The organism is Nodosilinea nodulosa PCC 7104 (assembly GCF_000309385.1).
Classification (GTDB): Bacteria; Cyanobacteriota; Cyanobacteriia; order Phormidesmidales; family Phormidesmidaceae; genus Nodosilinea; species Nodosilinea nodulosa.
The window spans coordinates 686,600-706,957 of sequence record NZ_JH976538.1 but is presented as its reverse complement, the minus strand read 5'-3'; the positions used below and the strand labels follow the sequence as shown (position 1 = coordinate 706,957).

The following is a 20,358-nucleotide window of genomic DNA, read 5'->3' as shown; positions in this document are numbered from 1 at the left end:
AGATCACTCGTGAAACTATGGATATTTCCCAAAGACGACTACAGACTATCGTTCTTGAAGATTCGGACATGGCCCATCTGTCCGTCAACGCCCTGGTTATCTCACTGGCCGACGCCGATCGCACCCTACTGCGGATAGAGTTCGATGAGCTAAGCCCTCAGCGCAGGCTGGTTATGGCCTCTGTCCTTGCCACTATGTCGGAAAGGTTGAGAGAGTCTGTAAGCCTGAACGTGGCTCCGCAGGATCACGGACAGGCAGCCTAGCCTTACAGATTCTTTGCAGAACAAAGGGGATCTTGTTTATTCAAGATCCCCTTTTTTTGTCATCATTATGAGAGCATTTTTCACACTACTCGATGACAAATATTAACTTACTTTATTCCGGTGATTTACTTTCGATCGATATTGGGTATGTCGACGGGTTAAAGTCTCTTGCGTCCCATCTGGCTTACTTCAGATTGATGCAAAGACAGGTGGGTTATTATTCAAACCTGACGGTTATTGCTAACAATCGTAAATTTTTATTGACCTATGACCCCCTAGATCCAGCCCCCTTCCATTCATAATTTTGCGGCATTAGGCCGCATATCCATTTGACCCAGCGCTGATCATGATTGCCCTCTTCGTCGCACTCCAACCATGCTGCGAGGAGGGCAGTTTCTAGTTCAAGCTCTGGCGTGTATCGACCACACCGCATCTCCTGCAAACGTTCCTTGGCCTCTTCTTCGGATAACATGCCCTTTGCCATGCTCTCCCCATCTTTGGGGAGAATTTGCAGCATCTTGACTAGCTCGGCCTCTACCTCCTCGTAGGTTCTGCCGCCTTCTCTGGCCATGTTCCGGTGCAGCTGCTTCTCTATCTCGACTCCGAGCAGCGATCGCTTCCCGGCGGCAACGGTTGCACCATCCTCCTTTAGGATGAGATCGATCAACCCCTCTCTGGAGAGGGGTTCTGACTCCCCCGGCATAATCGGTTCCAGTGCCCGTCTTAGGTTTTCGTAAGCGGCCAGTGGGATCGATTCTTTCTTAGGGGTCCGGCTTGGATCGAGTAGAGCTGCAAGCGTTGACCGGCTCATGCCAATGGCTACTGCCAATTCTTCCTGGGTCATTTCTTGCGGGTCGGGCATGGCCCGCTTCAAAGCGATTACGAATGTCTTGATGCCGTCTTTCGACGTTGAGACAGCCCTGAACCTGGCAGCCAATGCCGCAATCTCGGAACTACCCACACTTACCATCTACCTCAGTTAAAACTAAAGAATAGCAGAATGAACCCCTATGGACTATTTCTATAGACAGATATCGTAATTTTGGCTTAATGGGTTCTAGGTCTATAGCGTGAGACTATGATCGTAGAGCCATCTGTCCTATGATGTTAAGACAGTTGTAATTGACAACGGTGCCACCATGAAACAACAAAGGCACCCGGCTCCCGGCCTATGTTTGGCGACAATCCGGGAACCGGGAAATGTACTTTTGAGAATCACATTACAACAGGTAAGCTCGGGGGCGCAATATGCGTGAAGGTACGGTTTCCTCTCCGGTCCCGATGCCACCGGACCCACCCCAGACTGTTCACTTCCGCTGGTCCTCCACGAGAGTCATCAAGGGCAAGCCCTTGAAGTTCCCCGAGGAACTGGCCGAGCCTGCAAATTGGTCTACCGAGTATACCGACATTTTCACCCTGGCCGAACACCACCAGGCGGGCTACACCTGGATGCCAGGGTTGCTCGACGGCGGAGCTAAGCGTAAGGCAAGGGAATATTGCAATCATCTTGATTGTCTTGCCATTGATGTTGACAACACTCGATACATCCTTGATTCCGAAGGTAAGCGCATAAAAGATGAGAATGACAAATATCTCACCGAATACTCTGGGGAGTTAACCCTAGAGAATGCGATCGCCCACCCCTTTATAAGAAGACATGCGGCACTCATTCAAGAGAGTGCCAGCAGCAAGCCTGACTATAACAAATTTAGGATTGTCTTTGTACTGCCTCGGCCCATTGAAGGCTTTGAGAATATATCTCTTGCCTATCAATATCTCCATACTCTATTCCCTGGCCCTGACCCGAGTTGTAAAAACTCAGACCGTGTATTTTACGGTGCTGAGGGTAGAACTCCTTATTACATCAATCCCTATTCAAGGTTGGACGAATCGTTCTTTGAGGGCTTTAGAGCCTTTCAGAAAAAGGAGTTCAACCGAATCAGGGCTGTAGAGAACAGGGCAAGGGAAGCCGCAAAACGGTTTGAAGGCAAGGGAAACCTAAGTCCTGAAGAACTGGCTAGGCTTATGGCCCCCTACTTTCCCGCCAGGGGTAAACCGGGTAGTGGCACCTACCCGGATTGCCAACGCCTGCTAGCTGGCCTGGTCCACACCTTTGGTGTGCAGAAGGCCATTGATATTGCCCAGGGTTCTCCCCTGGCTCAACCAGCCGAAGATTGGCATCTTCAAAAAAGAGCTGAGAGCCTAGCAAAAAATCCACCAGCTAGGCCCTGTAATTTTGGGACAGTGGTATGGATTGCAAAGCAGTATGGCTTTACATTTCCCAGCCCTGGCCACGGCTCAAAAAAAGAGCTGGCCCCAGCTACCAAAAAATCTGCCAAATCGTCAGGTAAAAACGTCGCATCTGATTCTAAGTCTATAGAATCAGACTGGACTGCTGACAATTGGAATGCTCCGATCGTGATTGGAAATTGTCTCTACCGACGAAAAACCAAAATTTCCAACTTTCGGATCGAGGTAGTTGGGGCGGCAATTCCTGGCCCAGAAGACAGGCAGGATTTAGGCTGTCCTTACTGGGTCAGGGTACATCTTGAAAAGGGCAAGCCCTTTGAAGGTATGCTTACTCCGGCTGACATGGCGACCATTAAAGATCTGATTGCTGCAATCCATCGGTTCCCTGACGCAAGACCACCCATCTCATTTACCGGGGAACGGGTGGACCTGCTCACCCATATTGCTGAGCAAGCCGACGGGGTAGATTTCACGACGCAGCCTGCCAAGAACATTGCCAAACGGTACGGCAAGCAGGTAGACGGAGGCTGGATCTTCCCGGCTCCGGCTCCTGAATTTTGCTCACCCAATTGGTTCTATCAGGGCGTTAAGCCTGATAACTACCTGGGCTTCAGGGCACAAAAGCCCGGTGCACTCAAGCACTTTCTAGACGCCCTGGCCCCAGCCGTGAGCGATCGCTACTTCATGCAGCTGATCTTTATGCTCGGCTTCACCCTAGCTGCCACACACCGGGACGAAATACTATCGGTCCACGGCAGCTTTCCGCTGCTCAACCCGTTCGGCGGCATCGGCAGCGGCAAAAGCTATGCGGCCATGATCTGCTCTCGGTTGCTCGGCCATGAGCCAAAGTCACCGGAGACAGAGGCCCAGCTGCTTGACCTGCTGGACATTGCCACCAACCTGCCCCTATTCTTTGACGACCCAGTTTCCAACCGGACCGAGAAGAAGATGCTCAGGTTTGACTTTCACGACCTGAGCCGCAGGGCATTTGGTGGTGCCAAAGGAGGCAACGCCAAGAACACGAATCGCCGGATTACCCGGTCTATCTCTATCTGCACTAACCCCAAGCTGGGCACTGATGACGATGCAACCAACGCCAGATTCCTCAACCTTAACTTTAGGCTAGAGGATCGGCCTGACCAGCTGATCGACCTGTCTGATCTGGCCCCCCTGGTCGATGACCTATCGGCCAGTTTCTTCGAGTTCGTAAACATTCCATTTGACCTGGCCGGTATCACCCGCTGGCGAGAAGTCATCCAAGAGATGAACGTAGACCGTCGCACGGTTAAGGGCATAGCGATCGTCGCCTATGCCACCGAACAGGTTATGAGGCATATCCTCGGAACCGAAGAGATGGCCCCCCTGGAAGCCTATCTCTTTGACGAGGTAGTACCGACCCAGGTAGAGGGCCATCTTGATCTAGACCCACTCAACCTGCTCGATGACTGGCTTACCCATGCAATCGGGCAGGGCAAGGCTGGCCCCTGGAATCTGATGATCACCCCCAGGACACAGCCCGATTCTGTGGCCATCCCCAGCACGGTCTTTGACGAAATTGTTGCAGCGAACGGGCACCTGTTCGACCGTGCTCAGTTCAAACAGATCGTCAAAGCCGTACAAGGGGGGCGTACAAACGTGTCTGTACGGTACGTGATGAGTCAAGATGTATGGCGTAAGTACGTCCAATCTGACTCGCCAGAACCGTCCATCAGTACGCTGCTGGGCCGGAAGCATAGCCGTACAACTAAGTCCTATGTACTGCCCAAAGAAGTTCTGCCCCTCGCCTTTGAATCTATCCAAAACGCTTTATCCATAAGGGATACAAGCGATTGAAGCCAACCTTCCCCTTGCACAAACCGGGCAACTCAGCCCGGTTTTTTTTGGCCCGGAAATCCCTTTGGTTGCACCTGAAACCCTTGATATCACTGGCTTTCAGAAACGGTGCAACCCGTGCAACCCTGTGCAACTTTCAATCGGTTGCACCGGAAACCCTTGTACGGCAAAGGTTTGAACCCTCTATATATATAGTGCAACCAAAAAACAAAATTATATATAGGGACTTTTCAATGACATACCGTACACCGTACGTGTACGGGTGTACGGGTAGATCTAACGTTTCCCCTAATAGTTAAAAACGAGAGAATTGTGGTTGCACGGTTGCACCATGGCTGAAAGGCAGACAGCGCAAGCCTTTCAGGTGTTACCCTGCTCAGATGCACGGGTTGCACCAATCTCAAGAAATCTCGCGCTAAATCCCTAAAGTGCTTGTAGGCCAAGGCTTTTAGGTGCAACCCAGCCGTGCAACCCAAACGGTTGCACCAGCCTCTAGCCCAGTTACAACTAAAGATGTAGACTAGGAATATGGAACTTGCTGAAGCTCGAAGAAACAATTTGGGCCGGATAGCTGGCTACTGGCAGTCGAGCGACTGCCTCCCGTTGCCGAGGGCATTTTATGGGGGGCAGGCGATGTACTCCCATGACGTTCTGATCTGGCTCAGATGGGACGACGGCAGCAAAGGCTTTTACGTTTCTAGCTACGACCACGAAATTAACCAGTGGGAGATCTATAAGCCCGTTGCCCCAGCCCATTCCTTTGGCCCCTACAGGGGCTTTGAAGTTTTGGCCTGGGCCAGTATCCATGCGGCCATGCCCCGGAACCCTGTGGCCCAGATTGCAGCTATCTGGGAATACCCCAGCGAGAAGCTGCCCAGGACAAACGACAGGCTCATCCTATGGGTTGATTGGCCCGATCATGATGAATCCCTAGTCGAGGGAACGTACTGCCCTCAGAGGGGCTTTCAGATGCGGCCTGGGCCTGTCAATGTTTTGGCCTGGGCCAGGGTGCTCCCTCCCCGGCTATCGACTGCGTAAGCCATGGCTCTGTGCCCTGCTACGCTACCTCGCGCCTACCTTGCCTACCTTTGCCAACTCTATAGAACTAGACCCATGACTAAATCTCTGCCTCACGATCCTGCTTTTGTTGTTCCCGACGGTCAGCGTGATTACGCCCCTGGCCTAACGGCCCAGGAGTATGCGGCCATTCATCTCCGGGTTCCGGCCAGTGGCACTCCCTGGCTCGATGAGATGATCCGCGCAGCTAATCACCGGGATGCCCGCTATGCGTCACTGGCCGCTTTCAACATGCCTGGGTTTGTCACCCGTGACCTGACCCAGCAAACTGACCAGATTGCATCCGAACTCAACTACTCCATGAACGAATCCTTTAACGCGCAGGACTAGCTATGTCGCCTGAAGAAGCACCAAGCCTTGTTGGACTCTACGGCAAATACCTGCTGAGCAAAGCTGATGGAACTCCCCTGGACCCACGGGCCAGATATTTTGTTCTTCGCTATGACGCACATGCAGAGCATGGCCACCAAAGTCGGCTGGCCCTCAATGCCTATGCCGTTCAGATGCAGGACATCATGCCCGAGCTGAGCCAACAGCTGCTCAATCAAATTGTCGATGAGGCTGAAGAGTCTTATCGACTTAACCACCCCGACAACTCTACCCCCGGTGATAACCATGAATGAAGCCGATCGCTATTCCTATTACCAAGGTGCTCAGTCAGTTAGAAAGAATGCCGCCATTACTGGCCAGGTCGTACCTGATTCATCCAGCTTTTCTGTTATTCAACCTGACTACACAGCAGCGTTTGGATATTTAAGCGCTCTAACTATGGCTGCCTACGCATCTAAGGATGCTCAAGATCGACAGCAATATCTAGAAAAAGCTGCCGACTTAATTCACAAGATCAATGCAACTTGCGTTTTTACAACCGAAAATCCTTCTTCTATTTAAGCCATGTGGGAAACTTACACCGTCAATAACATTTGGCATATTCGTGATTTGAAGCAGCAAACGAAACGGGGAAACCCTAGGCGGATTGGCCCTGTTCGACTCAAAGGCATCAACTATGGCGATCGCGCCTCTGAGAAATGCCGAGAATTAAACCAGCGAGATTATGGATTGCCCTATGAAAAGATCGGTAATTCTGTCTACCTCAAAGGTGAGTACATTGGAGAGGCCGATCAGATAATTATTAATACTGTCATTGGTAGGCAGATCAGAATCAAGCCGACCGAAGAACAAGAGGCGGCAGCCAGGACCAGAGCTATCAACTATCTTGCCTATATCCCCTCCAAAGACGAAGACTATTGCCCTTCCAATGGTACTGAAGGCGAAATTTTCCAGGGGCATTGGTGCGCTAAATGCGCCAGAGATAGCTTTCACGAAACCGGGGATTCTTGCCCAATTCTTATGCACCATCTCTCCGGTGGTGAATACCTTGAACAAAGCATGAACTACTGGCGAATGACTCCCAAGGGGCCGGTCTGTCTTGCTTGGTTGCCGCCCCTGCCCGAACGGCAAAATCCGTCGATCATCCCCACAGCCCCCGGCCAGCTTGCATTAATTGATTAGTTCATCCCTGCCCCTCCGGGGCAGGTTTGTCATCTTCTACCACGGAGTTTATCTATGGATGCCTTGAGCCAATTGAACGATCTATCTGCCAATCCTGAAGCAAGGCGTTACTACGAAATGTACCAACTTCAGTTGGCTTACTCTGCGGCCCTTACTCGGGCCATTGAGCTGCACTGCTCGGGTGAGCCTGTGCCCCCCGATCTTCTGCACATGGCCCCTCGCATTTCTGCAAAGCTCAATGATCGACTCAGCCAAATTCAATTACTTCAAGTTTAACTATGGACCCACTTGTTACCATTCATGACTTGCTAGAAGCAATGGCCCGCAATGATAGAGAGGCCGTTGACGAGCATCTTGATGCCATTAAAGAATGGAATCAAAAGCAAGGTTTTCTTCCAGCCTTTCCTAAAGATCATCGTATCAATGCGTTTCTTGTGACTCGAACTTTAGCGCCATGACTACTCAACTCGATCGCTTTGCCTTAAGTGAATGGGAAGTTTTAGACCAGCTCAAAGAACTTTCTCAGCAACAATCATTTCGCAACGCATTCTTGACACTTTGCGACCAAAAGCCTTTACTCCTGACGGATATACTTCTGGAATCCGAATCCTTGCCTGAGCTTGAAAAGCTTCATGAAATATACATCAAAAATAAGAAGGATCAAATCAGGAGTGAGCTAACCCTACAACTTACTCCTGTTGTAGAAAAGGATCTACGCAAGGAGAGAATCAAGGCTTTCTCTGAAACACTTTCTATTAAACCTGCCCAAGCAAAAGCGATTATCGAATTTTTGCAATCAGCTAAAGGATTATTTGGTAATGCCTAAAAAAGCCACGACCGCTGTTCTAGAGTCTCCATCAGAATCCCTGGATCTTGATCCAGGGATCTACATTGAAATTGTTCGCGCTGACTTTCTCGACGTTCTTACCAGGGCCAAGCACTTCATTGATAAGAAGTCTTCCCGCCCGGTAATGCACGAAATTGTCATAACGATTGAGGATACATGTTGCTCCATTTTTGCAAGCAACGAAATATCGTCAATTGCGATCGAAACCACTGTCATTAGCTCCACGGCTCCTTGCAAATTTACCATTCCTGTTCTGGCGATTGATATCCTTAATCAGCTCAAGGACTCAGTTGTGACCCTCAAAGTTGAAAACCATGAGGTAACAATTAAGGGTACAAATCAGCAAGGCTCTACCCGAGGCCTGGACCCCGAGGATTATCCCTATATTCCAGCTATTGAATCCGATCAATTTATCGCCTTGCCGACCAAGGATTTTATTGCGATTCTTGATCGGGTCAATCCGTTTTCTAGCAGGGATGAATCCAAACAAGTCTTGACTGGAGTTCATCTAAACAAGGAGATGGCTGCAACCGATGGGCATCGTCTTTCTGTAGTCACTTTTGATGAGGAAGTCAGGGAACATTTAACCTGGCCGATGACTATTCCGTATAAGTTCCTGACCACTTTCAAGCAGGTTGCTCAAGGTTCTGAGACAACCCAGATTGAATGGGCCGAGCACTCTTCCTACGTCACATTCAAACTTCCAGATCTAAAAACTACGCTAACGTCTCGGGTGCTAGAAGGGCAGTACCCTAACTATCCCCAACTTGTTCCAAAGAAGTTTGCCTATGAACTTGAGTTTGATCGACAAAAACTTTTGGAAGCTCTTGAGTATGCCAAGCTCATTGCCGCACATAAAAACGATGTGGTTGAGTTCAACTTCTCCGGCGAAACTTTGATCATCAAAGCTGAAGCTGCTGAAGTAGCCAGCGCATCTACCGATACCGGGCTGCCATGCTCCCACATTGGCATAGAGAAAATGGGCTTCAATGTGAACTATCTCATTGAACCGCTCAAAGTTTCAAACTCGCCAAAGGTGACTATCAAGCTCAATGTGGCGACATCTCCTGTCATCTTTCAGTTTTTGACTGAACAGAACTTTCTCTATCTGGTCATGCCGATACAGATTCGTGAATAGACCAAAAAAAAGGCTGGCAATCGTTACGTTGCCAGCCCCGTTTGACACATACATGCCAACACGCTTTATCTCTATTGATAATACCATGCAGCAACTTAAATTGGATTCTACTATTGAGCAAAAAGATCTGTCTTCTCTGATCGAATTTGTCACTCAGCTTCGTCGTGGGAATGTAGAGCTATCTGAAATTCCTGAATGGTGGGAATGGTTCTACGAGAACTATGAAACCCTTAAAGCTGAGCTTATGGGTCGCGCCTGGACCGTCAAGAAGATTTGCAAAACCTTTCACCTTTTCCCTAGGTCTGGGGAAAAGAAAGTCTACTTTGTCAAAACTGCCCTTGGCAACCTGGCCATAAAGTTTATTCCATCTGATGGTTCTAATCAGTTCATCACATTTTCAGGGGTTGGCCCCCGTCATGAAATTGTGGCTGAGCAGAGACAGGCCTATAGGTGGACCCAGGACCACCTGACCGGCCTAGCCGCTGCCTATGAGCAACGCAAGGCTGACCACATAGCCGAGCTGAAGGCCTATACTGCCCGTCTCAACGACCCTCAGACCATTGACGACTACTTAGAGCTTCGTCGGGTCAAAGGCTTGTCTGCTGACCAGCAAGAAACTCTTGAGAGACTGGTAGCTGAGCGCACCCGATCCCAGCGGATCAGTGAACGTGCCTCGCGCCTGGAGATTGGCACTGATGCCTTAGAAGGCAAACAGTGGACGATCGATAAGGAGTGGCACACCAAAGAGCTGCGAGATATTTGGGTTGCTCGATTGGACGATCGGGTTGAGCCAGATGCTTTCAAGCAGCTCAAGGCCCGTGCCAAGGCTCACGACGGGTATTACTCCCGGTGGAGCAAAGGCTTTGTCTTTTACGACGAGGCCAAGGCCAAGGAGTTCATTGAGATTGACCAAGGCAACGGGGAGGAGACTGCCGAGCAGTTTGCCGAGAAACGCCAGCTCAATGCCATCCACCACCTACAAGCCCTGGCCGAGTCGATCCGTTCTGGTGCCCAGGACTGGATCGACCAGGACCACCTGGTTAACACGGCCCGCCGCGCCCGCATCTATGAATCGTGCCTGAGCGATCGCCACTATCAGATCCAGATTGCCGACACGCTGGAGGCCATCTGCGACCGACTAGCCCAGGGTGGCCTACAGTGGCTTGACCGGGTACGGTTTGGCTCTGAGGTTCACCAACTCTTTGCCCTGTTCCGTGATGCCCGGTGGCGGCGGGCACAGGCCGAGAGTCGGTCCCATGCCGACGCAGTGGCCCAGCCTTTTTGCGAGGCTGATGTAGAGTACGTCCAGTTTCCCTACCCGTCTATCAGCCGGGACTGGCTGAACAACCTCTACAACAACCTGACCAGACAGGCCGGTTTCCATCGCGCCTACGAACGGCTGCACAAGCAGTACAACTACACCAAGTCTCCCTATCTGATCTTCCAGAACAAGGGTAAGGACTGGGATGCCCTGGAGAAGTTTGCGGCCTGCCCCGAGTGGAAGCGGCGCAACCATTCTGCCCGGTGGGCCTGGGAGTCGATCCATGATGCCATGCTGCCGATCAAGCGCCTTGAGCGCATGGAGATTGGCACCGTCTACGAACTCAAGCAGGCCTGCCGTGAGTTTCTGGAGGTACTTGCCGCCAAGCCCGAGCTTGACCCGGCCACCCGGTTAGAGCTGAGCCTGGTCGGCGCTAATCGCAAGTGGACCGACTTTTACCCAACCAAAGAGCACATTGCCCAAGAATACCTTGAGGGCTTGAGCTTCGAGGGTAAGCGTGTGCTCGAACCCCAGGCCGGAACCGGGCGGCTGGCCGAGGTGATTCAGGATGGCGATCCAGCTTACCTGATGTGCGTTGAGGTTGCCGACACCCAGGCCGAGATTCTACGGCTCAAGGGCTTTGAGGTAATGAAGGCTAACTTTCTCTACCTCACCCCCGACGACCTGGGCACCTATGACCTGATCGTGAGCAACCCGCCATTCGGGAAGAACAACAACCAGGCCCAAGTTCACGCTGAGAAGTCAGTTCAATTTCTGGTCCCCGGTGGGCAGCTGGCGATCTTCTCTCTCAAGGGAGTAAGCCTGCTCACGATGGACATGGAGCTTTGCACCCATGAGGAGGTAGAGCACGGTTGGGCCGAGGGAACCTCTGTTAGTGGCATTTTCCAAGTATTCCAAAAATCAGTTAACGCCTAGGAGGAAGACTTTATGGCACAAACTGAAATTAATCTTGGCGACGAATTTGGACGCTGGGAAGTTGTTGGCCCTAGATTTAAGAAAGGCAAGCATTGGTATCGACTTTGTAAGTGCAAATGTGAAATTATAAAACCAGTTCGAGAGTCGCGCCTTCTTTCTGGGGAAACCAGCCAATGTAGTGATTGCGCTCACACTACACATGGAAAGTGTTACACCAGGGTTTACTGCATCTGGTACACCATGATCCAGCGATGCACCAATCCTAAAGCCAAAAAATACTCAAACTATGGAGGTCGAGGCATTACCGTCTGTAATAAGTGGAAAACCTTTGAGGGATTCTACCAGGACATGGGTGATCCTCCAACTGACAAGCACACCTTAGATAGGAAGAATAACGATCTTGGCTATTCCAAAGGAAACTGTAGATGGGCTACACCCATTGAACAGGGCAGGAATACCCGACGCAACCGAATGATTACCTACCAAGGCCAAACAAAATGTATTGCAGAGTGGGCCAGTATCACAAAAATAAACGAGAGGACGATTCACAATCGGATCTATCGGTCTGGCTGGCCTGTAGAACGTGCCCTTACTGAGCCACCCAAAAGCCGCTCTCATGACAACTGAGGTATCTGGAGTTTTCCAGGTATGGCGTAAGCGCAGCCTAGATTAACTTTCACTGTAGTATCGTGCCCCCACAGGGGGGCTTGCACCATCATGATTCAGAAATACGATCACATTGTTGTCACTACTATCAATAACGACACAAACGAGCATTTCATAAGAGCACAAGAAAATAAACCCATGGATGGTAAAGAGCTTCTTTCATACCTTGGCTCTGATGCTTTTTTCTTTGTCTGTAAACTGACAAACCATACAGTAGCTTATCGCTCTTGCAACGTAGCTAAGATCGAATATCTTGGCGTTGTCGAACGTGACCTTGACTAAAGGGTTTACCCTTTTCTTCTAGCGTTATAGAATTAGAACACAGTTGTAATTTAGGAGAATTATTGTGAGCGACAAAATTGTGATGGCTTTTGATATTCCTTTTAACGACATTTTGAAAGACGGAATCTATGACATGTTAACCAAAACTGGGTACACGCCAGAGATAATGCCCGATGAAAGCATTAGGAATTTTGTTATTCAAAATTGCGGTGAACTTTCTATTGCTGCCAACAAAGAAGTATCTAATGTCATTGATACGTCTATAGAGCAAGTCAAGAAAGCTGCGGCTTCTGCAATTATGTTCAAGATTTATATTGCCATGCGGCAAACCGAGATGAGCCAGCAGGAATTTCAGTATTACAAAGATGTTCTCAATGACATCTCTATAGACGAATTTCAAGACTGGGCCAACACTATTTTTGCCGAAGAAAAAATAGGATAAAGCCTATGCAGGAAATAAAGCAGCCTAGCAGCATCTCACCGGATGCCCTAGCTTTCCTCGAAGAAGCAATGATTCAATTGCTTCGTGAAAGTCAGATCAGCCCTCAATCTCCTGCTGAGATTTCAGCATTTTTTAAGGAGAATACTACTCAGGTTGTAGCAAAGGCTCAGGCCCTTCAGTGGGAAGCATTCAACAAGGCCAAAGACGATCGCGTTTGGCCTATTCTTTCTAGCCTTATTTGCAATCGAGTCTATCATCAGGCCCGAGCCGCTGGAGAGATTCAGCAAATGCACAGGCAAGAAAAATCTATTCTCCGTGAACACGACATCAAGCAAGCACAAGAGGAACTAAGGCTCTATGAAGATCGTTTTTGATTTTATCGAAGCAACCTTGCCAACCGATCCTATCGAACGGGAAAAGCAAGTTCAAGCAACCATTCTCTACGTTTCTCAGAAATATCCAATTCTAGAATGTTTGCAACTTGCCGATACAGTCAGTGTTAATGATGCTAATGAAGTAGAGGTTTGCAAGGTATATAAAGATGAAACTTGATCTTAGATCCCACGGGTTTGTTGAGGTTGAGGCCAATGTTTTTGCGCAGGTAATTAACATAAAAATTACCAGAGCAAGACATGGCTCAGGTAGAGTTGCGAAGTCTTTTGCTCTACCTAATACTTCCCTCAATTATCAAAGGCTTCACAATCTTTGCGTTAAAGTGAGCGGGCAAGATAAGGCTACTGATCCCATGAATCCTTTATTCATTGGTCCTACCACTTACACGATCAGAGAGCATTTCAACCGAGAACATTTTTACGCTTACCGCATATTTATTCCTTTTCCCGACAACAGACCGATTCCTTATGACGTTTACTACTACTAATCAAATGGCCATTATCCAGAAGCAAGAACTTATCATTCCCGATCTTCCTGGTATTGATGAAATTGCTAGAGCTATTCAGGAAGGATTAAACACAACTGAAAACTTTCCACCTACAGGATGTGGATTTGTTTACGTCAAGATCTTCTACTCCCATCCAGATTACTTGGAAGACGAAGAGATTCAGCGCATTTACAAGCGGCAAATGCTAGTCCATCTTATGCCAAAGATTGAGCTAGCAAGTCAGATTGCTGGTAAGCGCTACATGGTCAAAGCATCAAGCGTGAAGCACGCAATCTATATTGGCATGGACAATAACACAGGTCGAGAATTGGCCCAGGGTGAAGCGGTGGCTACCAACCTTAAGGCCATCGGCATTAGAGCTGCAATGATTCCTGTAGGTGATTAACTGGCTGTTGTCGATGAGTGATCAATTGAACTACGTTGTTAGCCTTTCAAATGGTTGGACTCTTTTTACCACTACAGAGAGTCTTGTTCACGCTACTCATATTGCCGACCGCATGTATCCCGATCGCCATTCGCCAGGATGGCCATCGGGTCTTTACATGAAGAAATACCTTTACTTTGGAGAAACATTAGATGGTTGATTATGGAATGGTCCCAACGTCTCGGCGCAAGAAAGAAAAAACCTATTTGTATGTTTGGCTTGCCCGAGTGACAGAGGCAAAAGATGAATACCACTGGGACTGGGCTAAAGCTATCAATCATGTTGTGACTAAGATTGATAATCCGTTAGTCAATTCCGCTGCTCGCTCTACAAGGGCCAGTGCAGTTTCCCTTTGCGGTCAGCCTGCCTACTATACGCCAGTTAGCAAAAGACCTTGCTCTTTTCAGTGGGGAAACTATCAATCAGGCTATGGTAAATCATGCCCTGAATGTCTAAGAGTTTGTCGGGAAAACAGAATCTTTGGCACTGATATTCTGTCCTTCTACTCACCTTCGTTGCTGAAGGAATTGAAGGATGACTAGCTCTACTAACTTTGATTTAATCTACATGATCGGCCCTGACTTTCGACTCAAGAAACAGGACCGATTCTATCCAGTTGATGCAGAAAGCGGCTGGTTGCGAAAGGAGATTTATCTTTCAAAGGATCTAGCCGATAGAACCTGTGAGATGTTGAACGCTCAACATATCCGACCCGTTTACTTTGTCTATCCATTTAGTCTCGCGCCTTATGGAAACCACCACGATTCACTATCCTCTTTGGAAGAAAGCAGCGATTGAAGAGAAGCTTGACTTTTTTGCCAAGAAAGCTAAGCGCTACAAGCTGCAACCGCCCCAGATTATCTGGCTCAAGGAAACCTTCTTTGAAAAGCTCTACAACGCCAATGGCTCTCACATTGCCACCGTTGAGATGGGCACCGCCGAGCTGACCTATGAGCCGATCAAGGCTCCCGATGGTTGGCGCTTTGCTGCACTCATCGAGCGCACTGAGGCCGGAAACCTGCTTTCCGGCCCACTGAGCGATCGCCTTGGGTATCTCCGGGAACAGCAATACTTCAAGTGTGAGCACTGCTATACAGCCCGCAACCGCAAGCAATACTTTGTTCTGCTCGACAACAAAGACCGTTCCAAAATGGTTGGGTCTAGTTGCCTCAAAGACTTCCTAGGCCATGACCCAGCAGAAGCTCTACTCAACATGCAGATCCTCCAATGGCTCAAAGAGCCTGATGAGGAAGGCGACTGGGGAGAGGCCCCAGGAGCAACCTGGTTGGCCGCTGACTTCCTCAAGGTTGCAGCACTCACCATGGCCTTTGTCCGTCGGTTCGGCTTCCGTGCGGCCCGTCAGTGCTCAGAGCTGGAAACTCCTACCTACATCCTGATCAATGACCAGCTGTTTAATCACAGGCTGGCCGACGAAGACAAGATCCAGCCGACCCCCGAGGAAGAGGGGTTTGCTGAAATCATTCTGCAACGCTGGTTAGATGTCTCTGAGCGCATCAGAGGCGACCTGGCCCACGCCGATGAATGGGAGTATCGAAAGCATCTCTTTGCCGTCAATCGCCTGATTACGCCTCAGCCCCGCCAAATGGCTGTAGCTGTTGGAATGCTGGCCCGTGAGTACAAGGCGATCGCCAACGAACGGGCAGGGGACAATCAGGAGTCAAATTTCATTGGGGTGCCCAATGAGAAGATTGATATTGACGTAGTGATAACCCACATCAGCGTTGAACCCAATGGCATGTATGGACCCTACGAGATTATCAAGGGAGTCCAGGCCGGGACCGGCAATAAATGGGTCTGGTTCAACAAGGGCAAGATGCAGCAGTTCATCGAAGGCCCTTGCCGTATTCGCGCCACGGTCAAGGCTCACGCTGACGATACTCGCTGGGGCAAGCAGACCACCTTAATCCGAGTTAAGCGCCTGGACTGATTGTTACGATTCTAGAATTACTAAGTTGTAATTATAGAATCAGTCTGATATCGTAGAACAGTTAGCGCAAGCTAGCTTATCCAGACTGTTCCTATCTAACTTTTATCTTAGCCGCCCCTGGAAACCCAGGGGCTATACCACCATGACTATGAATCTTGTCGAAACCACCGAGACTGAAATCGCCTCCCCAGCAGTTTGCATTGTCAACAGCCCTGCCAGTCAAGTAATCGAAACGATCGTTGATGAAGCGATCGACTGTGTTCTGTCAGCCTACCCAGCTGATGGACTTGACTTTGACTCATTGAAGGTAAATCTTTGTGCCGTCATGGTGGCTCACCTGGGCCACTTGATGCCGTTATCCGAAGTAAAAACGCTTTTACATCTTAGAGAAGAAGATGTCTGATTCAATTATTTTGCAAGCGATGTCCGCTGCAAATCCTTATCCGACCAGCACTCATTCAGTAGCTCATGCACTCTGGCAAGACGGAGTAAAAAAATGCTTGGAACATCAGCTCCAGGCAGAGTCCCCCGACAGTTTCCTTGGTTCTTATCCAGAAAAACATCCAACCAGAGAAGGCTATATCTGGTGTCAAGACTGGATAAATAATCCAAACGGTGAATGCAAAGAGTTTTGTCAGTCCTGCAAAACAGAACTATTTATTCAAGGAGGAATGGGCGGAACAAATCTTTGTGGCCCGTGCTGTACGGGTGAGTCCGAAACTTTAGAAGAAATTGGCATAACGTGGTAATGGTCACAGATACTTTATTGGTTCAGCAATTAACTGAACGGGTTGAGTTTCTTGAAGCACTGGTTCAAGCCTTTGGCCTGCCTGTGGGCAAATGGGTCACACCAAATGAGGCTGTTGCTTTCTTTGGAAAGTCTCGCCGCCTAATCATGGAGGAGATTGAAGCGGCTGAGGCTAAACGTCTAGCCGGTCAAAAGTCTCTCTTGGTATACGGCATCCATTATCGCAATGATATGGCCGCTGACTCCACTCAAAATGCTTGGAAGATTAACATCTCTAAGTACGGTGAATTTCTCAAAATTCCACCAGAGGAGCGCTATTAATGCCTGAAGAGTTGAAGCGAACTAGGCAATGTAGAGGATGCCCTTGGCGAGTCGATGCCGATCCTTTCGATATTCCAGGCTATGACTTGGAAAAGCATAAAGGGCTTGAATCGACTATTGCTAAAGCTGATGACTTATACGGTCTAGATAGCAATCAACTCCGAGTCATGATCTGCCATGAACTCGAAGATGCTTATTGCCTGGGCTGGTTCATGAATCAGCTTGGCCCAGGCAATAACATTGCCTTGCGTAAAAGAGCCAGGGATATCACTAACATCAATCAAGTCACACTGATTGGTGAACAGCACGAATGCTTTGAAGATACGTTACCAAGGACACTTTATGAATCCTGAAGCTGAAAATTATGATTGGCTAAACGTAGTTAATAAAACTCTAGCTTTATTTGGTTTTGACAACATCTTGATGATTGGTGGGCGCTGCCCTTTTCAAATGGAGCTAGGCCATGAGTCGGGAATCTATGTTTATTTTCGTGCTCGTGGCAGTAAAGCAGAGATCGAGGCTTATAACGTAGATCCTTCCGATCCTCGGTGGATAGAAGGCTTGCCACCTTATGAGCTTTCACTGATGTTTGCGATCGCTCAGTATTGGCTTGAAGATTCCTATGCAGCTGGCTACATCGAACCCGATGAAGCACTCTATGTTTTCTATCAACTTTGGTCTGATATCAAAGATTTTATTTTGGAGTGAACCATGAATCCACTTAGAGTTGCCGCTATCCGAATGAACAACGGTGACACGTTTTATGTCTCAGAGCAGAACCCACATCTGTACGTTGAGCATCACATTCTTGATCGCCTTCTAACGATGATTGCTTATGAAACGTCAGATTGTGAGCCTGATGAACGGGTCACAATTGTTGTAGAAAACATATCATCGTTCAAGATTATCGATCCCAACAAGTCAGCACTTGAAGAGTGCTAATCAACCATTTACTTACTGGACCAATTCCATGTCTAACTTTACCTATATTCTTCTCTACTGGTTATTTCGGATGTTTGTTTACCTCGGAATTGCTTTGGTATTTCGAGGCTATTTTAATCCTGCTGATCTTGGCCTTGTTTTCATCATCAGTTCTCTGATGTCTGTCCGTCGCCTAGAAGAAGTCAGGAATGGACGACAGACCAAGACAGGACTTAGCAACTTCATTGTCTGACCATGCAGCTCGACATTTTTTCTTCGATTCCTAAAACGCCGCAAGAGCTACACCGGCAGGTCTTCCAAGCTCATGCAGAACGGCAGGCCCTAGCCCAGCGCACATCGGCCCGCATTCGTGAATTGCAGGACCAATGGGGCGGGGGCTGGTGCGCTCGATTCCTCGACGGCAGAGCATTTGTCGCCCCTGGAACCTGGGTCTACCTGCCCGGTGGTGCATCGCTCATAGTGGCCAGAGTTGACGCGCAGCCGGGGCTTGCAGACCGTGCCCGTCTGACCTGTCTCAAGGTAGCTCAATCGATCGACAGCATCATAACGGTTAGTGATCTGACCGATGATTTTGTGACACGGCACAAGCCCCAGGTGTTTATGCCGGTGGTACTGTACTCCGACAGGCATAGTGCCACACTAGCCGCCAAGCTGGCTCCCAAGGGCAACGGCAAGGCCAAGGCCAAGCCCTGGACCGATAGGGAGATTAGGGCATTGGTTCAGGCTCACATTGCCCAGCATTGGGATGGTGTGGCCCACCAGTTCATCACGATCGCCAGAGGTTACAAGGGCGACACCCTTGAGCGCAAGGCAGCAAATAGTATTCTCGAAGAGATTCAAATGAAGCTGCTGATTAGTGGTCGATCATTTGATTCAGACGATCTAATCTTTGTCTTCTTTGAAGTCTTGGACGAAATTGCCAAGCTTCCCGAGATGTCTACTCAATTTCAATTTACAAGGTGATTCCATGTTCTCTCCCAAGTCTTATAAAGTTGCCGTTCTTGACAGATCTCAGTCTGTTTTATTTGAGGCTATTCGTGATTCCTACGATCTTTCCTCAATTAAACGACCCAGGGTAAAACGATTTCTAACCTGGCTTCTAAAAAAAGCTGGGGCAACTGACTACAAGGAAAGACGGGTCAATGTTAACTATACAGAGGTTCAAGTTGGCCCTGACTCTGAGTTAATAGAAATGGCCTATGAGACAGCAATTGCTGTTTATGAGCAATCTGGCAAGCTGCCCAAATTCTTGTTAGTTGGTCGAGATGAACAGTACAAGCTTTATCGAGAAGCTTTTAACGATCCAATGACGTTTGACATTAGCGCTCCACTAGCAATTAACGGTCGTCGCCATATTCATGGAATGACAATTATCATGATTCCCTGGATGAATGGTCTTTTGCCCATGCTTTCTCTAGAGGATTTGAAAGAAGATTTGAATTATTCTTTTCTCCCTGCATCTCCTTCTATATCTTCTGATCCTGAAATGCTACTTTATACTCCAGATGATGAAGGCTATTACGACTATTTTGATGAAAGTGGTAAAGAGCTATGACACAACAATGCTGGATGGTTTTGCTCAAGCGCAAAAGCGGTTTTGATATAGTCAAAGCCTATGGCAACTCTGATGCCTCTTATATTTTCTTTCAAGAATCAGAAGCAGTCAGAGCTTGTCAAATAGTAAATCAACAGCTTGGGACTTCAGGGCGTTATGAAGTAGTTGAAGTGGCTGTTTCCCTTTTAGATCCACCACTCTTTGAACTGCAAACCGAAACGTTTGAAGTCGTTACTCTTGAGTCTAGAGTTCACCCTAATACTTACGCTATTCCTCGAAATGAAGAAGCTGATTAGAGAATTTGCCCTTCGTCTCAAGGCCGATTGTGAAGACTGTCAATCGCTAGTTCCCCGACCTATCCGGGTTGACTTTCATGCTTTTGGGAAGTGGCTCTACTGTGCCACCTACGGATTGACTCCGGCCCAAGTAGATATCTACCTATCTGGTAAAGAGGCCAGTGCTGTTGACATCATTCATGCCAACTGGTGCCGTCGCCACTACGGGGAAACGCTCAAACTCGAAGGAGGCATGAGCATTGACATAAACATTTCTGATCACGCTTTGCTGGCCATGATGGCCTACAACGAATTTTATGGCGACTGGCAGCGAATGCTCTCAGTGTGTGGCATTCACATTGAAGAGTTGAGCGACATTGAAGAATCAGCCGATACGGCTGAGCGCTACGATCTACCACCTGGCAGCCAGTTTTTTTACATTGAAGGCGACGAAGATGGATAAAGAAAAAGACATTGAATTTCTAACCGAAATGCTTCTGCGCTTACAACGTCGTGAAGTTGAATATGTCGAAACAATGATTCAAGACTGGCTCAACGAACTTACTTCTCAGGAGGAAGAATGATATTTATCCCTTGGCAGTTTGCATTAGGGTTAGCTGCTCTATGCTTCTTAATCCTTTGTACTGGAGTGATCGTAGAAGCAATCATTATGAATCGCAACCCTTTGAAAAGTTTGCTGGAGTATTTAGAATATCTCTTCAGATCTTGATGGATTT

30 protein-coding genes are annotated in these 20,358 nt (G+C 48.5%); 29 read left to right on the top strand and 1 reads right to left on the bottom strand.

Going from position 1 to position 20,358, the window contains the following annotated elements; all coding sequences use genetic code 11:
* Nucleotides 1-17: 17 nt before the first annotated feature.
* Nucleotides 18-263: a hypothetical protein gene (locus LEPTO7104_RS0131510; RefSeq protein ID WP_017302555.1), complete on the top strand. Its 246-nt coding sequence runs from the start codon at nt 18-20 to the stop codon at nt 261-263.
* Nucleotides 264-528: 265 nt separating this feature from the next.
* Here LEPTO7104_RS0131510 and LEPTO7104_RS0131505 read toward each other — a convergent pair whose 3' ends face one another.
* Nucleotides 529-1,224: a hypothetical protein gene (locus tag LEPTO7104_RS0131505; protein ID WP_155524041.1), complete on the bottom strand. Its 696-nt coding sequence runs from the start codon at nt 1,222-1,224 to the stop codon at nt 529-531.
* Between the two features lie 389 nt (nt 1,225-1,613).
* On the opposite strand from LEPTO7104_RS0131505, the gene LEPTO7104_RS0131500 reads away from it, so the two are divergent.
* The 28 genes from LEPTO7104_RS0131500 (at nt 1,614) to LEPTO7104_RS42685 (ending at nt 20,205) form a co-directional block, all read left to right on the top strand.
* Nucleotides 1,614-4,346: a hypothetical protein gene (locus tag LEPTO7104_RS0131500; protein WP_155524040.1), complete on the top strand. Its 2,733-nt coding sequence runs from the start codon at nt 1,614-1,616 to the stop codon at nt 4,344-4,346.
* Between the two features lie 1,113 nt (nt 4,347-5,459).
* A complete protein-coding gene (locus tag LEPTO7104_RS0131490; RefSeq protein WP_017302551.1) occupies nt 5,460-5,753 on the top strand; it encodes a hypothetical protein in 294 nt (97 codons plus the stop codon).
* Nucleotides 5,754-5,755: 2 nt separating this feature from the next.
* Entirely contained in the window at nt 5,756-6,046 is a 291-nt protein-coding gene (locus tag LEPTO7104_RS40925; RefSeq protein WP_155524039.1) for a hypothetical protein, read from the top strand.
* On the top strand, nt 6,039-6,314 hold the full coding sequence (locus tag LEPTO7104_RS40920) for a hypothetical protein (RefSeq protein ID WP_155524038.1): 276 nt from the start codon (nt 6,039-6,041) through the stop codon (nt 6,312-6,314). Before LEPTO7104_RS40925 ends, LEPTO7104_RS40920 begins: the two co-directional genes overlap by 8 nt.
* A gap of 3 nt (nt 6,315-6,317) precedes the next feature.
* Complete coding sequence (locus LEPTO7104_RS36470) at nt 6,318-6,935, top strand: hypothetical protein (RefSeq protein ID WP_017302548.1); 618 nt, start codon at nt 6,318-6,320, stop codon at nt 6,933-6,935.
* 54 nt (nt 6,936-6,989) lie between these two features.
* On the top strand, nt 6,990-7,211 hold the full coding sequence (locus LEPTO7104_RS40915; protein WP_155524037.1) for a hypothetical protein: 222 nt from the start codon (nt 6,990-6,992) through the stop codon (nt 7,209-7,211).
* A gap of 2 nt (nt 7,212-7,213) precedes the next feature.
* Entirely contained in the window at nt 7,214-7,393 is a 180-nt protein-coding gene (locus tag LEPTO7104_RS36465) for a hypothetical protein (protein WP_040697984.1), read from the top strand.
* Complete coding sequence (locus LEPTO7104_RS0131460) at nt 7,390-7,761, top strand: hypothetical protein (RefSeq protein ID WP_017302545.1); 372 nt, start codon at nt 7,390-7,392, stop codon at nt 7,759-7,761. Before LEPTO7104_RS36465 ends, LEPTO7104_RS0131460 begins: the two co-directional genes overlap by 4 nt.
* Nucleotides 7,754-8,920: a DNA polymerase III subunit beta gene (gene dnaN / locus LEPTO7104_RS0131455; RefSeq protein WP_017302544.1), complete on the top strand. Its 1,167-nt coding sequence runs from the start codon at nt 7,754-7,756 to the stop codon at nt 8,918-8,920. Before LEPTO7104_RS0131460 ends, dnaN begins: the two co-directional genes overlap by 8 nt.
* 100 nt (nt 8,921-9,020) lie before the next feature.
* Nucleotides 9,021-11,117, top strand: a complete 2,097-nt coding sequence (locus tag LEPTO7104_RS0131450; protein WP_155524036.1) for a class I SAM-dependent methyltransferase — start codon at nt 9,021-9,023, stop codon at nt 11,115-11,117.
* Nucleotides 11,118-12,129: 1,012 nt separating this feature from the next.
* The gene (locus tag LEPTO7104_RS0131435; protein ID WP_017302541.1) at nt 12,130-12,507 is read left to right on the top strand and encodes a hypothetical protein; all 378 of its coding nucleotides are present in this window, start codon (nt 12,130-12,132) and stop codon (nt 12,505-12,507) included.
* Nucleotides 12,508-12,512: 5 nt separating this feature from the next.
* Nucleotides 12,513-12,881 (top strand): hypothetical protein, encoded by a 369-nt coding sequence (locus LEPTO7104_RS0131430; RefSeq protein WP_017302540.1) that lies wholly within the window; start codon nt 12,513-12,515, stop codon nt 12,879-12,881.
* Nucleotides 12,865-13,059, top strand: a complete 195-nt coding sequence (locus tag LEPTO7104_RS40910; RefSeq protein WP_155524035.1) for a hypothetical protein — start codon at nt 12,865-12,867, stop codon at nt 13,057-13,059. Before LEPTO7104_RS0131430 ends, LEPTO7104_RS40910 begins: the two co-directional genes overlap by 17 nt.
* Before the next feature lie 332 nt (nt 13,060-13,391).
* Complete coding sequence (locus LEPTO7104_RS0131425) at nt 13,392-13,793, top strand: hypothetical protein (RefSeq protein WP_017302539.1); 402 nt, start codon at nt 13,392-13,394, stop codon at nt 13,791-13,793.
* 191 nt (nt 13,794-13,984) lie between these two features.
* Nucleotides 13,985-14,374, top strand: coding sequence for a globin family protein (locus LEPTO7104_RS40900; protein ID WP_155524033.1), 390 nt, complete (start codon nt 13,985-13,987; stop codon nt 14,372-14,374).
* A gap of 206 nt (nt 14,375-14,580) precedes the next feature.
* The gene (locus tag LEPTO7104_RS0131420) at nt 14,581-15,780 is read left to right on the top strand and encodes a hypothetical protein (protein ID WP_017302538.1); all 1,200 of its coding nucleotides are present in this window, start codon (nt 14,581-14,583) and stop codon (nt 15,778-15,780) included.
* A 142-nt stretch (nt 15,781-15,922) separates the two neighbouring features.
* On the top strand, nt 15,923-16,183 hold the full coding sequence (locus tag LEPTO7104_RS0131415; protein WP_017302537.1) for a hypothetical protein: 261 nt from the start codon (nt 15,923-15,925) through the stop codon (nt 16,181-16,183).
* A complete protein-coding gene (locus LEPTO7104_RS40895; protein ID WP_155524032.1) occupies nt 16,176-16,529 on the top strand; it encodes a hypothetical protein in 354 nt (117 codons plus the stop codon). The genes LEPTO7104_RS0131415 and LEPTO7104_RS40895 overlap by 8 nt, the downstream gene beginning before the upstream one ends.
* A complete protein-coding gene (locus LEPTO7104_RS0131410; protein WP_017302536.1) occupies nt 16,529-16,849 on the top strand; it encodes a hypothetical protein in 321 nt (106 codons plus the stop codon). Before LEPTO7104_RS40895 ends, LEPTO7104_RS0131410 begins: the two co-directional genes overlap by 1 nt.
* Complete coding sequence (locus tag LEPTO7104_RS40890; RefSeq protein ID WP_155524031.1) at nt 16,849-17,202, top strand: hypothetical protein; 354 nt, start codon at nt 16,849-16,851, stop codon at nt 17,200-17,202. Before LEPTO7104_RS0131410 ends, LEPTO7104_RS40890 begins: the two co-directional genes overlap by 1 nt.
* Nucleotides 17,192-17,557 (top strand): hypothetical protein, encoded by a 366-nt coding sequence (locus LEPTO7104_RS0131400; RefSeq protein ID WP_017302534.1) that lies wholly within the window; start codon nt 17,192-17,194, stop codon nt 17,555-17,557. Before LEPTO7104_RS40890 ends, LEPTO7104_RS0131400 begins: the two co-directional genes overlap by 11 nt.
* A gap of 3 nt (nt 17,558-17,560) precedes the next feature.
* Nucleotides 17,561-17,791 (top strand): hypothetical protein, encoded by a 231-nt coding sequence (locus tag LEPTO7104_RS0131395; RefSeq protein WP_017302533.1) that lies wholly within the window; start codon nt 17,561-17,563, stop codon nt 17,789-17,791.
* Between the two features lie 28 nt (nt 17,792-17,819).
* The gene (locus tag LEPTO7104_RS36455; protein WP_040697981.1) at nt 17,820-18,023 is read left to right on the top strand and encodes a hypothetical protein; all 204 of its coding nucleotides are present in this window, start codon (nt 17,820-17,822) and stop codon (nt 18,021-18,023) included.
* 2 nt (nt 18,024-18,025) lie between these two features.
* Complete coding sequence (locus LEPTO7104_RS0131390; RefSeq protein WP_017302532.1) at nt 18,026-18,754, top strand: hypothetical protein; 729 nt, start codon at nt 18,026-18,028, stop codon at nt 18,752-18,754.
* A gap of 4 nt (nt 18,755-18,758) precedes the next feature.
* On the top strand, nt 18,759-19,346 hold the full coding sequence (locus LEPTO7104_RS0131385) for a hypothetical protein (protein ID WP_017302531.1): 588 nt from the start codon (nt 18,759-18,761) through the stop codon (nt 19,344-19,346).
* A complete protein-coding gene (locus LEPTO7104_RS40885) occupies nt 19,343-19,642 on the top strand; it encodes a hypothetical protein (protein WP_155524030.1) in 300 nt (99 codons plus the stop codon). The genes LEPTO7104_RS0131385 and LEPTO7104_RS40885 overlap by 4 nt, the downstream gene beginning before the upstream one ends.
* Nucleotides 19,626-20,084 carry a hypothetical protein gene (locus LEPTO7104_RS0131380; RefSeq protein WP_017302530.1) on the top strand — a complete coding sequence of 153 codons (459 nt, stop codon included), beginning with the start codon at nt 19,626-19,628 and terminating at the stop codon, nt 20,082-20,084. The genes LEPTO7104_RS40885 and LEPTO7104_RS0131380 overlap by 17 nt, the downstream gene beginning before the upstream one ends.
* Entirely contained in the window at nt 20,077-20,205 is a 129-nt protein-coding gene (locus LEPTO7104_RS42685; RefSeq protein ID WP_017302529.1) for a hypothetical protein, read from the top strand. Before LEPTO7104_RS0131380 ends, LEPTO7104_RS42685 begins: the two co-directional genes overlap by 8 nt.
* Nucleotides 20,206-20,358: the final 153 nt, after the last annotated feature.